Raw genomic sequence first — 13,176 nt, 5'->3', positions numbered from 1 at the left:
GTCCGTACCGTTCACACCTTCTGTCTCCTGCTGTGGGAAGTGTGCCCCGGCCCCCGAGCCGATCCACCGAACGATCGGCTGGCCTTGGCACGCCGATCGGTTGACACCCCATCAGCCGATCGGTTGACCCGGCCATCGACCGCCGGTTGGTTTTCCGGCGCACGGGCGCGTCGGGCCGCCGGAACCCGCCGTCCGGGTGCCCGGCGCGGGTAACGTGGCCCGCACCCCTGACCGCCGCAGGTGCCGGAGGTGCCGGTGTCCGACCTCGTGCTGATGATGTCCGTGTCCGTCGACGGCTGCTTCTCCGGCCCCGACGGCGATCTGGGCTGGCAGCTCGTCGACGACGAGCTGCACGAGCACTTCAACCGCCGGCTGGCGGCGATGAGCGGCTTCCTCGACGGCCGCGTCACCTACCAGCTGATGGCGGAGTACTGGCCCACCGCCGACCAGGACCCGACCAGCACCCCGCCGGTGGTCGAGTTCGCCCGGATCTGGCGGGAGATGCCGAAGACGGTCTTCTCCCGCACCCTCGACCACGCCGACTGGAACACCACGATCGCCCGCAGCGTCGATCCGGAGGCCGTCACCGCCCTGAAGTCCTCCGCCACCTCCGACCTGGCCGTCGGCGGCGCCGTCCTCGCCGCCGAACTCCGCCGGTTGGACCTGATCGACGAGTACAGCCTCTACGTCCACCCGGTGGTGCTGGGCCGGGGCCGCCCGCTGTTCCCGCCCTCCGACACCCGCACCGACCTGGTGCTCGCCGAGACGCACACCTTCGGCAGCGGCGTCACGCTGCTCCGCTACCTGCGCCGCTGACCGCAGACCGCCCACCGCCCACCGCGCCCCTGCCAGGAGTCGGAAGGAGGAGCTCCGACCCGCCAGCAGACCACCGTTACGGCGTGCCCGAGCCGGCCGGCTTCGACGCCCCGCCGGACGCCCCGCCGGACGCCGGTCCGGAGGAGGCGCCACCGCCCGGCGAGCCCGGTGCACCGGACGGCCCGGAGGAGCCGGGCTGCCCGGGCGAGCCCGAACCGCCGGAGGACGGCGCGGACGACGCGCCGGACGAGGGTGCCGAGGAGCCCCCGGACGGCGTCCCCGTCCTGGAACTCCCGCCGGAGGAACCGGAACCGGAGGCGCCGGGCGAGGCCGACCCGTCGGTCCCGCCCGTCCCGCCCACGGGGCGGTCGAACTGACGGCCCGTCGCCTGGTCCACCAGCACGATCCGGTTCACCGGCGCCGCGGCGGGCCGCACCGTCACCACCCCGTCCGGGTGGAACGAGGACCAGGCCGTCCCGGTGTACGTGCCGCCGCTGCCGCTCGGCGGTGTCAGCGGGTTGCCGCAGGCGCAACGCACCCGTGGCACGCCCTGGTTGTCGACCAGCACGGCCGTCCCGGACTGTAGGACGGCCTGGTACGGGGTGGCCTGCCCGCTCTGGTAGCCGTGGTTGGTGACCCGGGTGTCCTGGCGCAGCACCACGGGGGTCAGGCCGTTCAGGTAGCCGTCGATCTGTGAAGTGTCGATGCCCTCGACCCCGGCCCAGGCCCGGGCCTTGTCGGTGTTGGCGGCCAGGTAACCGGAGAGTTTCGGCACGTCGCAGCTGGCCACTTCCCTGGTCCCGCCGTACAGGCCGGGCTGCCCGCCGTCCACGGCGCCGCCGGACGCGGCCGGGCTGCCGGACGCGCTCGACCCGCCGGACGCGGCCGGGCTGCCGGCCGTGGACGGGGCGGAGCCGCTGGGCGAGGCCGAATCGGGCGCGCCTGCGTTGGCGACCGAGTCGGTGAACGGTTCCTGCCCGGCCGCGGCCACCGGTTGCATCTCGACGGCCTGGGCCGTGCCGCCTCCGCCCGAGCCACCGGTGGCGACCACGCCGAGCGCGACGCCCAGCCCGACGACGAGGACCGCGCCCGCGAGCACCGGCCCCTTCCGCCACCACGGCTTCCCACCGCCACCCGCACCGCCCCCGGCCGTCGGCCGACCCGCGTTCGGCGGGCCGCTCCCGCCTCCCGACACCCCGCTCCCCCCGCTCGGCGGCACCCCGCCCGCCGAAGCACCCGACCCAGCGCCCGAGGGCCGCGCCCCACCCGCCGACAGCGGCCCGGACGGCGGCCCCACCGGATCGCCCCCGCTCCCACGCACAGAGGGGAAGGACGATGCAGCCCCCACCGCGCCCCCGGCAGCGCTCCCGCCGCCGCCCCCGGCCGACGGCCGCACGACCTCCGTGGGCTGCGGTTCCGCAGCCGCCGGGCCGTCGCCGCCCGCCCGCTCCACCAGTTCGGTCGGCAGCCCCTCCGCACCCCCGGCGTCCCCGGCGTCCGCCCCCGGCCGGACCACCTCCGTCGGAGGCCCCGCCGACCCGGAGGCCCCGGAAGCACCCGGCGGCACGACAGGCGCGACCGGCTCGGCCGGCTCGCCCGTCCCGCCCACCACGGCGCCGCCCGCCACCTCGGTGGGGCGGTGCGGCGACGGAGCCTGGGCACCTTCGTTCTCGTGGTCCGGCCCTGCGGGTTCCCCGGATTCCCCGGGCTGCCGGGGTGTCGGCTGCTCACTCACGGGACTTCCTCCCGGTCGGACTCCCCCGAGTCCAGCTGCGCACCCACCATTGTCCGCCCGCTCCCCCGCCCCCGCTCACCGGCTCCGGCCGCGCCCTGCCCCGCCCCCCGCCCCCGCCCCCCGCCCCACCCTGCCCCGCCGCACGCCACCGCGCCCCACCGCGCCCCGCGCGCGGCAACTCGCCGCCCGCTGCGCCCTGTCGGAAGCTGGAAGGACCGGCCGCTCCGGGCCGGTGCCCGGGGGGCTCGCTCGAAGGGCCGGTGAGACGTGTGACTGGTGCCGCCACTCCCGCGGACCCCCGCACCCCCTCGTCCCCGCCTCCGCCCACACCTCCCCCACCACCACCGCCTGCCGCGCCGTCCGACCGGTTCGCCGCGCCCTGGTGGTCCGTGCCGCTCCCCGCGCTGGTCACGGTGGTCGGCGCGCTCGCGGCGATGGCGGCGGTGGCCGCGCTCGGCCTCTGGCTGGCGGGCGCGGACGACCTGCCGGGCGGCGGTTTCGGTCCGGTGCTGGCCGCGACGCTGCTGATGGCGCTGGGCGCCCCGGCGCGGTTGGACGGCGGCGCGGCCTTCGTGGCGACCGCGCAGGGCGGGATCACCGCGATGCCGCTGTCGGTGACGCTGGTGGGCGCGCTGGTGGCGGCGTACCTGTTCCTGCGGCCGATGCGCCGGCACGCGGTGGTGGGCGGGCGGCTGCTGCTGGCCCGGGTGCTGGCGCTGGCGGCCGGCTGGGCGGTGGCGGTGCTGCTGCTGTCCGCGGCGGCGCGGCACTCCTTCACGGTGTCGACCGGCGATCCGCTGATCGACGAGTTGGGCGGGGCGTTCGGTGCGGCGCCGACGGTGGGGTTCCGGGTGGACCCGGGCCCGGCGGTGGGCTTCGGCCTGCTGTGGCTGGCGGTGGTGGTGGTGCTGGCGCTGGCCGCCTCGCGGCGCGCGCCGTTGCCGACCGGCTGGGTGCGCTGGCACGGCACGCTGCGGCCGACGGTGCACGCGGTGCTGGTGCTGCTGCTGGTGTACGTGCTGCTGGGGCTGGTGGGCGGCCTGGTGGCGGTGGTGACGGGCAGTGAGCCGCGGCAGACGCTGGCGGTGGTCTGCCTGGGGCTGCCGAACCTGGCGTGGCTGGGGTTCGGGGTGGGCCTCGGCGCGTCCTGGCACGGCCACGTCACGAACAGTCTGGGCCTGCCGTTCCCGCATCCGCTGGCGGCGGTGCTGCGCTCCGGGCGGGACGTGACGCTGGACCTGGGTGCGCTGGCCGAGCAGAACGGCTGGGCCTGGCTGCTGCTGCCGCTGGCGGCGCTGCTGGTGCTGGCGGCGGGCGTGGTGGCGGCGGCCCGGGCGCGTCCGCCGCTGCCGGTGTGGCGGTCGGTGGCGCAGTCGGCCGTGGTGCTGGCGCTGGCGGTGCTGGCGGTGGGCCTGGTGACCCGGGTGTCGGCGGTGTACGGGCTGTCGCTGCTGGGCCTGGGCGGCGAGGGGCGGACGGTGCTGGAGCCGGACCTGCTGACCGCCGTCCCGATCGCCGCCGGCTGGGGCGCCCTGTCCGGCCTGCTGGGCGCGCTGGTCGTCCGCCGGCGCTTGCGCGGCGGGGCCCCGCCCGGCACCGCCGCGAAAGCTCCGGCGGGCCGGACGGAACCCTGACGCCTGAACGCCCCTGTGCTCGCGCCCGGAACCCGGGGCCCGGTCGGCAGCGTCAGCCGCGTCAGCCGTCGATGCGGTGCTGCGTCCAGAAGGACGTCAGGTCGACCGTGGTCGCGGCCTGCGCGGCGGCCTTGAACTCGGCGGTGGTGGAGATCCCGTACCAGTGCGCCGCCGCGTAGTCGTGCAGCAGTCTGGTCATCGCGGTGTCGCCGATGGTGCGGCGCAGGTCGTGCAGGGCGCACTTGCCGTAGCCGTAGACGACCGCCGAGTAGCGGGAGGAGTGGGCGTCCCAGTAGGCCATCGAGTTGCTGATCTTCTCGGCGGCGGAGGCCCAGGAGGTGCTGTTCCAGCAGTTGGTGCCGGTCTTGCCCTGGGCGAGGTCGGTGGCGTAGTCGGTGAACGCCTCGTCCAGCCAGGGGTTGTCGTACTCGTCGTCGCCGACGATGCCGTACCACCACTGGTGGCCGATCTCGTGGGTGAGCGCGGTGGTGGAGACCAGGTCGAGGACGAAGCCGGGGTACTCCATGCCGCCGAACCAGAAGTTGTTGTCGATCACCGCGTCGAGTTCGCCGTAGGGGTAGGCGCCGAACCGTCCGGCGTGCGCGTCGACGGCGGACTTGGCGGTGCTCAGCATGGACTGCGCGTCGCTGGAGCTGATGCCGCTGACCGAGTAGACGTTGACCGCGGCGCCGGCCGCCGAGCTGCCGGAGATCTTGGCGAACGGTCCGGCGGCCCAGGCGAACTCGCGGACGTTCTTCGCGGTGGCCGTGGTGACGGTCCGTCCGCTGCTGCCGGGGGTGTCGACGGAGCTGCCGGTGGCGGGGACGAGCAGGCTGCTGGGGTGGTCGAGGGTGACGGTGTAGTCGGAGGCCAGGGTGTAGAAGGACTCACCGTTGTTGGTGTAGGGGTCCAGGTGCCAGCCGCCCGCGTCGCGCACCGCGAGGACGGGCAGGGCGTTGCCGATGAAGGCGAAGGCCCCGTCGCGGCCGAACCGGTCGGCGCCGGAGGGGACGGCGATGGACAGGTCGAAGCCGAGGCTGCCGCTCTGGCCCTGGGCGAGCGGCGCGGGCAGGGTGACCTTGAGCGCGGTGCAGCTGACGCTGAGCGCGCCGGCGGTGCCGCCGGTCAGGTTGCTGACGGTGACGGGCGTGCTGGGGCAGCTGCCGTGGGCGTTGTCCCAGAGCCGCAGGTAGACCTCGGTCAGCGGGGTCGCCGAGGGGTTGGTGAAGCCGATGCCCTGGTGCCCGGTCCAGGTGGCGCCGCTCGTGTCGCTGCTCAGGCTGACGGTGTACCCGGTGGGGGCCGGGGTGCGGGTGGCGTCGGTGGTGGGCGGGGTGGTGGTGCCGCCGGAGACGTCGAGCGCGAAGTCGTCGAGCACGAAGCTGGTCTGGAGGCTGGCGTCCTCGACGCCGCTGAAGGCGAGGCTGACGGTCTGTCCGGCGTACGCGGAGACGTCGAGCGTCTTCTTCACGTAGCCGGCGACGGCGTCCAGGTTGGAGTAGGTGGCGAGGGTGGTGCTGCCGAGTTTCGCGGTCAGTCTGTCGTACGCCGTGGTCTTGGTGGTCTCGGCGGTGTCGACGTGCAGCCAGAAGCTCAGGGTGGCGCTGGTGCAGCCCGCGGGGAGGGTCACGGTCTGCGCGAGCGTCTCGGTGTGCGCCGAGCCGTAGCCGTTCAGCCAGGCGAAGGACGTCCCGCCGTGGGCGCTCTGCCCGCTGTCGCTGGTGATCACTCCGCTGGACGAGGTCCAGGGCGAACTTCCGGACTCGAACCCGCCGTTCACGACCACCTGGGCCGGCGTGCAGGCGGCGGCCTGCGCGACGGTGGCGGTGGCGGTCACGGTGCCGGCGGCGACGAGCACGGTGGTGCCCAGGACGGCGACGGCGCGGGTGGCGAGGGCGCGGAGTCTGTTGCTCATGGTGCTCCTCTCGGTCGCCAGGGTCTGTGGGGGCCCTGGCCGAGGGGCAGACTGCCAGCAAACACCCGACTTTGAAAGGTGCATGCCACTGATCGTTACGCCCCGGAAACGAGCGGAAACCTTCGGGGGCGGAGACCTTCAGGGTTCGAACACCGGCCGCGCCCAGGCCGGCGGCCGCGGCGGCCGGTCCGCCCCCGGGACGGCCTCCGGGCGCACCCCGGGAACGGCCCCCGGAACGACCTCCGGAGCAGCCGGGCGCGCACCCCGGGGAGCCTCCCGGGACGCGGGGCGCGGGGCGCTGCGCGGGTCCGTCGCCGCCCGCAGTGCCGCGACGAACTCCAGGCAGCTGCCGTACCGCTCGCCGGGCCGCTTCGCCATCGCCCGCTCCAGCACCTCGCCCACCCCGGCGGGCAGGTCCGCGCGCCGCTCCCGGACGTCCGGCGGCGGGTCGTTGAGGTGCGCCCAGAGCAGCGCCAGGTCGTCGTCGCGCCGGTAGGGCGGGCCGCCGGTGAGCATCTCGAACACCACGCAGCCCAGGCTGTACACGTCGCACCGCCCGTCCACGGGCTTGCCGGAGATCTGCTCGGGGGCCACGTAGTCGAGGGTGCCGACGAACTGGCCGACGCTGGTCAGGCCGGTCAGCGAGAGCGACTTCTTGGTCAGGCCGAAGTCGGTCAGGTAGGCGTGCTCGGGGCGGTCGGGGTCGGTGCCCTCGGCGATCAGCACGTTGCCCGGTTTGACGTCCCGGTGGACCAGGTCGTGGGCGTGCGCGGCGTCCAGCGCGCCGGCCACCTGAACGGCGATCCGCACGGTCCGGGCGGCCGTCAGCGGCCCCTGCCGGTCGAGCAGCGCGCGCAGGTCGCGGCCGCGCACGTACCGCATGGCCAGGTACAGCACGCCCTCGGCCTCGCCCGCGTCGTACACCGGGACGATGTTCGGGTGGTCGAGCGAGGCGGCGACGTGCGACTCCCGGACGAAGCGCTGCCGGAAGTTCTCGTTGCGGGCCAGCTCGGGGGCCAGCAGCTTGACCGCGACGGTGCGGCCCAGCCGCAGGTCCTCGGCCCGGTAGACCACCGCCATGCCGCCCCGCCCCAGCACGTGCTCCAGCCGGTAGCCGGCCAGCGTGCGCCCGTCCAACTCGCCGGGCTCCGCGGCGGCGGGCGGCGGACCGGCCTGCGCGGCGGGCCGCCCAGGGGGTTCGGAGGGCCGTTCCCCTGACATCGGCTCAGCCCCGGTCGGGTGCGCGGTCGGCCGCCGCGTAGCCCTGGAGCTGGGCGGCGTCGCAGTAGTACCAGCGGCCCCGGTCGAGGTCGAGCAGCCAGGCGTCGGAGCCGTCCAGCACCGCGCCCAGCCGCAGCTCGCGGGTGCCGTCGCGGAAGGTCTCCAGGTCGATCCGGCCGGCCGCCCAGTCATCGACCAGCCGCCGGTAGGTGGCCAGCGAGCGTTCCAGCGCGGCGAGCAGCGGACGCGGGTCCTCGGTGGTGGCGAGCGGGCCGCCGGCCGACGGGGGGCGTTGCGGGAGGGCGACCAGCAGCCGTCCGTCGACCCACGCCGACCAGCCGTTGGAGCAGACGATCCGGGCCCAGTTGCCGTGGGCCTCGGCGAGGGCGACCGGCAGCAGCGGGTCGAGCGGCACTCCGGCGGCGGCCGGGTCGGGCGCGGTCCAGGTCGGCAGGCCGTCGGCCGGGACGACGTGGGTGGGCCGGAATCCGTCGGGCGGGCCCATGCGCTACCGCCGCATCACGGCGGGTTCGTGCCGGCGCAGCAGTCGGGCGACGACCAGTCCGTACGCGACGGCCAGCACGACCAGCATCCCCAGGTCGAGCAGCCAGACGCCCGGCCGGTGCGCGAACAGCGGGTCGTCGGTGAGCTCGCCGGGCACGGTGGCGTGCAGGTCGATGGTGGCCGCCATCGCGCCGAGCGCCCAGCGGGACGGGACCAGCCAGGACAGCTGGTTGAGCACCGGGATGTGGTCGAGTTGCAGCAGCGCCCCGCAGAACACCACCTGGACGATGGCGACCAGCACCAGCAGCGGCATGGTCACCTCCTCCTTCTTGACCAGCGCCGAGATCAGCAGGCCGAGCATCATCGCGGTGAGCGAGAGCAGCGCCACGGCGAGGGTGATCTCCAGCAGCGGCGGGAGGAACACCCCGCTGCCGCCCTGCGGTCTGAGCTTCACGCCGATCAGCGCGACCATGGTCAGCACCACCGACTGGACGACCGTGACGGTGCCCAGCACGACGATCTTCGAGCACAGGTACGCGGATCTGGACAGGCCGACGGCGCGTTCGCGCTGGTAGATCGTCCGCTCCTTGACCAGTTCGCGCACCGCGTTGGCGGCGCCGGTGAGCACCCCGCCGACGCACAGGATCAGCAGCGCGTTCAGCGCGGTGTCCTGGTCGAGCCGGCTGCCGGCCAGGGCGTGCGCCATCGCGCCCATGACGAACGGCAGCGCGATCATCACGGCGAGGAAGGTCCGGTCGGCGGAGAGCGCGCTGGCGTAGCGGCGGCAGAGCGTGCCGACCTGTCTGCGCCAGCGCCGCGGCCGGGGCGCGGGCGCGGGGACGATCCCGGCCTCCGGCCGCTCCCGCTCGGCCGGGGCGAGCGCGCCGGGCCGGTCGCCGGGGCCGCCGGCCGGGCCGCTGACGTAGCTGCGGTAGGGGGTGGAGGCGCGGAACTCGCCGGCCCAGTCGCGGTCGGTCTGGTTCTCGAACGCCTCGAAGGCGTCCGGCCAGTGCGCGAACCCGAAGTGCTCCAGCGTCTCGCCGGGCGGCCCGTACCAGGCGGTGCGCCCGCCGGGGGCGAGCAGCAGCAGCCGGTCGCACAGGTCGAGGCTGAGCACGCTGTGGGTGACCACGACGACGGTCCGCCCGTCGTCGGCGAGGCCGCGCAGCATCTGCATCACGGACCGGTCCATGCCGGGGTCGAGCCCGCTGGTGGGCTCGTCGAGGAAGAGCAGGGACGGTTTGGTGAGCAGTTCGAGGGCCACGCTGACCCGCTTGCGCTGACCGCCGGAGAGGCTGGAGATGACCTGGTCGGCGCGCTTGCCGAGGCCGAGTTCGTCGATCACCTCCTCGACCCGGGCGGCCCGCTCCTCGGGCGCGGTGTCGTCGGGGAAGCGCAGTTCGGCGGCGTACGCCAGGGCCTTCCGGACCGGCAGCTGGGTGTGCAGGATGTCGTCCTGCGGGACGAGGCCGATCCGGCGGCGCAGTTCGGCGTAGTCGTGGTAGAGGTCGCGGCCGTCGTAGCGGACGGTGCCGCGGTCGGCGGGGCGCAGTCCGGTGAGCGCGTTGAGCAGGGTGGACTTGCCGGCACCGCTGGGCCCGGCCACCGCGAGCAGGCACTTCTGGCCGACCGGGAAGGTGACCCCGTCGAGCAGGGTGCGGCCGTCGGCGACCCGGACGGTGAGGCCCTCCACGTCGAGGTCGATGTCGCCGGTGTCGACGAACTCCTGCAGTTCGTCCCCGACCAGGCAGAACACCGAATGGCCGATTCCGATCAGGTCGCCGGGCCCGACGGGGGCCTGTCGCACGGGCCGGCCGTTCAGGTAGGTCCCGTTGTGGCTGTCCAGGTCGGCGATCCGGTAGCCGCCGCCGGGCGCGGCGCGCAGCTCGGCGTGGTGCCGGGAGACCGACAGGTCGCCGACCACCAGGTCGTTGTCGGGGGCGCGGCCGATCCGCACCACCCTGGTCGGCAGCGGCATGACGCTGGACGGCGGCCGGCGGGAGCCGGTGATCGCGGTCAGCGCGGACGGGCGGCCGCCGGGCAGCGGGTGCACGGCGGTCGGTTCGGGCAGCGCGCTGAACGTGCAGCGCGGCCCGTCCCCCGGGCTGCCCAGGCACAACACGGTGCCCGGCCCGATCTCCAGGTGGACGACCCGGTGGCCGTCGGCGGCGTAGGTGCCGTTGGTGGAGCCGGTGTCGTCGACGAACCAGTGACCGTCACCGGCGTGCAGTTGCGCGTGGTGCCAGGAGACCCGCGGGTCGGTCAGCACGATGTCGCCGGTGGGGTCGCGTCCGAGCGCGTACCGGCGGCTCGGCGTGATGACCGTGGAGTCGCCGTCGGTTTCGAGGATCAGTCTCGGCGCGGTGAGCGCACCCTCTCGCTCTCCCATAGCTCGATGCTAGACCGCGCGGAGACCACCCGCCCGGGGGGCGGTTTTCAGCCCTTCGGGTGACAGTGGGAAGCGGCCGCCCCGGATCGGGTACCTGTGGGGTCGGGACCGAGCGTCCCGTTGGGCGGCGGATGGGAGCTGGCTTGTGAACACCTGGGCAACCTGGACCACTCAGGGCATTCTGTCCGGCCACGGCGGCGTGCGGACCGTCGAGATCGGCGTCATCACCGGGGACCTGACGGTGCACACCATGTGGATCGAGGGCGAGGCACGGCTGACCGTGCAGTACAGCGGCGCGCTCGACTGGTTCACCGTGGAGGGCAGCCCCGTGGCCGCCGCGGACGAGGCGACGGCGCGCGAGGTGCACCAGCACATGGTCGAGGCCGTGAAGACGGGCGGAGGTGCCACCGCCCCACGGTCCTGACCGGAGGCCAGGCCCGGGCCGCCGCCGACCCGCCGTCGGCCGCGGCCCGGGCTTCGTGCGTCCTGCCCGGCGCTCGGCGTCCGCAGCTCGGGCCGTCGGACTGCCGTGCCGCCCGGCCGTCGGGTCACGGGCAGGCGTAGACGAACGCGGCCTCGGCGTGGTGCCCGCTGCCGCCGGCCCCCTCCAGGACCTCCAGCCGCGCGCCGGCGGCGAACTCCCCGTGTCCCCGGAAGCTCCACTCCAGCGTGACGTCGGTGCGCCGGTGCCCGGCCGCCACGTGCTGGACGAACGGCCCGGAGACGGTGCCGTCGTTGCGCAGCCACCGGTAGGTCACCCGGCCCGCGCCGCCGTCGGTCTCCAGCGTCCCGGTGACCACGGCGGTGCCGTCGCACCCGGGCCCGGCGGACGCGGTCACCGCCGTCACGCCCACCACCTCGACGGGGCGCCCGTACCGCTCCCGGAGCAGGTACCCGAGCAGCGCGAGCAGGAGCACCAGCGGCACCAGCAGCCACCTGTCCCACCGCCGTGGCGGCGGCGCCGCCGCCACGGCCTCCCCGCGCCACACCGCGGCGGCCCCGGGCGGCACCCCGGGGCCGTACCGCCGCAACTCGCCCTCCGACGCGGGCCCGCCGGGCTCGGGAAGGGTCGCGGCGAGGTCGATCGGCCGCGTCACCGCCGGGTCCAGCCGGACGGTCTCCTCGACGTCGGACGGCGGTGGCGGCGGCGGGACGGACGGGCGGAGCCGGACGGTGCGCAGGTCGTCCTGCGGGGCGGCGGATCGCAACCGGACCGTCCGGTCCGGGTCGTCGCGCCTGCGGACCGGCCCGAGCCGGAAGCCGGGGTCGGGTGCGTTGTCGGTCATCGTCGTGCTCCTCCTACCTCGGCGGGCAGATCATGAGGTACGAGGGCGAGGCCGTGGTGTCCCCCGCCGGGGTGGTGACGCTCACGCTCACGTTCTTGGCCCGCTGGTTGCAGGCGAAGGTGTGCGGCCGGGTCACCGTCCCCTTCGTCGGGACGTCGACGGATTCGGCTGCGGAAGGAACTCCGTCGTCGTACCAGGTCAGCGTCACTCTCCCCGCAGTGCTCCCGGCCGGTTCCACCGACACCAGGAACCCGGCCGTCAGCGTCGTCCCCTCCACACGGCCGGAGAGCCTCCGCACCGTCACGGTGACCGGCGGCGCGCTGCTCGGCGTCGCGCTGGGCGTCGAACCGGTCACGGTCGGGCTCGGGCTCGTGCTCGGGCTCGGCTTCGGGGAGGTGCTGGGCTTCGTCGTCGGACTCGGCGACGTGCTCGGGCCGGTGTCCTCGGTGGGGGTGGGGGTGGGCGAGGCGCTGGGGCTCGGGCTGTCGTCGGGGGTCGGCGAGGGCTCGGCCGTCGGTGGTTCGGCGGGCCGGACGCTGGTGGTGGCGAGCGGGGCGGCGACCGGCCGCGGGTCGGTGGTGGTGCCGTTCCCGTCCGCGGAGGCGACCGCCGCGAGCGCGCCCGTGGCCAGGACGATCGCGCCGACGGTGGCGATCAGCCGTCCCCGGAACGGAACGCGCGGGCGCGGGGCCGGTGGCGGCGGGGCGAGCACCGTCGTCGCGTACGAGGTCGCGCCGGGCAGCGTGCCCTCGCCCAGGGTGGAGGGCAGCAGCAGCGGCAGCAGGGCGACCAGCGCGGCCAGCCGTCTGCGTCCGCGGTCCTCCCAGTCGGCGCCGTAGGCGGCCCCGGCGGCAGCCTCCAGCTCGCCGACCAGGGCTTCCGCGCCGGCGGGGCGCTGTTCGGGGGTCTTGGCGAGTCCGGCCCGGATGAGCGGGCGGAGCGCTTCGGGGGCCTGGACGTCGGGGATCTCGGCCTCGGTGTGCTGGACGGCGAGTTCCATCAGCGTGGTGCCCGCGTAGGGCTTGGCGCCGGTGAGGCACTCGAAGAAGGTCGCGGTGGCGGCGTACACGTCGGTGGCCGGGGAGGCGGGGCGGCCGGCCCACTGCTCGGGGGCCATGTAGGCGGGCGTCCCGGCGACGGTGCCGCCGGCGCCCGTGCGGACGGCGATGCCGAAGTCGACGAGTTTCGACTCGCCGTCCGCGGTGACCAGGACGTTGCCCGGCTTGTAGTCGCGGTGCACGACACCGGCCCGGTGCGCGGCGGCCAGGCCGAGCAGGGAGCCCTTGAGCACGACGAGGGCGGCCTCCGGTCCGGTGCCGCCCTCGGCGCGCAGCAGGTCGCGCAGCGAGACGCCCTCGACGAGCTCCATCACGATGGCCGCGCCGCGCGGGCCCTCGACGTACTCGTACAGGCGGGTGACGTGCGGGCTGTCGAGGGCGGCGAGCAGGTCGGCCTCGACCCGGAACGCGGCCTGGTCGGGGTGGTCGCCGAGCAGGTACTTGACGGCGACGGGGGTGCCGGTGGCCCGGTGCCGGGCGAGGACGACGCGGCCGGACGCGCCGGCGCCCAGTTCGCGTCCGTGCGCGTAGTCGGGGAGTTCCCAGCGGGCGTCCTGCGGGGGCCGGTCCGCCGGTCTGCCCTCCGGGTGCTGATCGTCGTCCACCTTGTCCACCCCC

At 75.3% G+C, this 13,176-nt stretch carries 10 protein-coding genes; 3 read left to right on the top strand and 7 right to left on the bottom strand.

All coding sequences use genetic code 11. The annotated features are described in order from the left end of the window. Positions 1-255: 255 nt before the first annotated feature. Positions 256-816, top strand: a complete 561-nt coding sequence (locus tag K353_RS23655; RefSeq protein WP_111555597.1) for a dihydrofolate reductase family protein — start codon at positions 256-258, stop codon at positions 814-816. A gap of 76 nt (positions 817-892) precedes the next feature. On the opposite strand, the gene K353_RS23650 is transcribed toward K353_RS23655, so the two are convergent. After that, positions 893-1,915: a DUF6777 domain-containing protein gene (locus K353_RS23650; RefSeq protein ID WP_111555556.1), complete on the bottom strand. Its 1,023-nt coding sequence runs from the start codon at positions 1,913-1,915 to the stop codon at positions 893-895. A gap of 1,025 nt (positions 1,916-2,940) precedes the next feature. On the opposite strand from K353_RS23650, the gene K353_RS23645 reads away from it, so the two are divergent. Beyond that, the gene (locus K353_RS23645) at positions 2,941-4,185 is read left to right on the top strand and encodes a streptophobe family protein (RefSeq protein ID WP_111555555.1); all 1,245 of its coding nucleotides are present in this window, start codon (positions 2,941-2,943) and stop codon (positions 4,183-4,185) included. Between the two features lie 61 nt (positions 4,186-4,246). On the opposite strand, the gene K353_RS23640 is transcribed toward K353_RS23645, so the two are convergent. The 4 genes from K353_RS23640 to K353_RS23625 form a co-directional block, all read right to left on the bottom strand. Beyond that, positions 4,247-6,100: a M1 family metallopeptidase gene (locus K353_RS23640; protein WP_111555554.1), complete on the bottom strand. Its 1,854-nt coding sequence runs from the start codon at positions 6,098-6,100 to the stop codon at positions 4,247-4,249. Positions 6,101-6,238: 138 nt separating this feature from the next. Continuing rightward, positions 6,239-7,321 carry a serine/threonine-protein kinase gene (locus tag K353_RS23635; protein WP_111555553.1) on the bottom strand — a complete coding sequence of 361 codons (1,083 nt, stop codon included), beginning with the start codon at positions 7,319-7,321 and terminating at the stop codon, positions 6,239-6,241. 4 nt (positions 7,322-7,325) lie between these two features. Then, entirely contained in the window at positions 7,326-7,826 is a 501-nt protein-coding gene (locus K353_RS23630; protein WP_100834610.1) for a hypothetical protein, read from the bottom strand. Between the two features lie 3 nt (positions 7,827-7,829). Next, the gene (locus K353_RS23625) at positions 7,830-10,214 is read right to left on the bottom strand and encodes an FHA domain-containing protein (protein ID WP_111555552.1); all 2,385 of its coding nucleotides are present in this window, start codon (positions 10,212-10,214) and stop codon (positions 7,830-7,832) included. A 145-nt stretch (positions 10,215-10,359) separates the two neighbouring features. Between K353_RS23625 and K353_RS23620 the strand changes: the two genes are divergently transcribed. Beyond that, complete coding sequence (locus K353_RS23620; protein ID WP_100834612.1) at positions 10,360-10,638, top strand: hypothetical protein; 279 nt, start codon at positions 10,360-10,362, stop codon at positions 10,636-10,638. Between the two features lie 124 nt (positions 10,639-10,762). On the opposite strand, the gene K353_RS23615 is transcribed toward K353_RS23620, so the two are convergent. Both K353_RS23615 and K353_RS23610 read right to left on the bottom strand, forming a co-directional pair. After that, a complete protein-coding gene (locus K353_RS23615; protein ID WP_111555551.1) occupies positions 10,763-11,500 on the bottom strand; it encodes a hypothetical protein in 738 nt (245 codons plus the stop codon). Between the two features lie 13 nt (positions 11,501-11,513). Then, positions 11,514-13,163 (bottom strand): serine/threonine-protein kinase, encoded by a 1,650-nt coding sequence (locus K353_RS23610; RefSeq protein WP_111555596.1) that lies wholly within the window; start codon positions 13,161-13,163, stop codon positions 11,514-11,516. Positions 13,164-13,176 lie beyond the last annotated feature (13 nt).

Source organism: Kitasatospora sp. SolWspMP-SS2h (genome assembly GCF_003259315.1).
Classification (GTDB): domain Bacteria; phylum Actinomycetota; class Actinomycetes; order Streptomycetales; family Streptomycetaceae; genus Kitasatospora; species Kitasatospora fiedleri.
The sequence above is the reverse complement of the archived record's forward strand: the minus strand, read 5'-3'. Positions and strand labels throughout refer to the sequence as shown.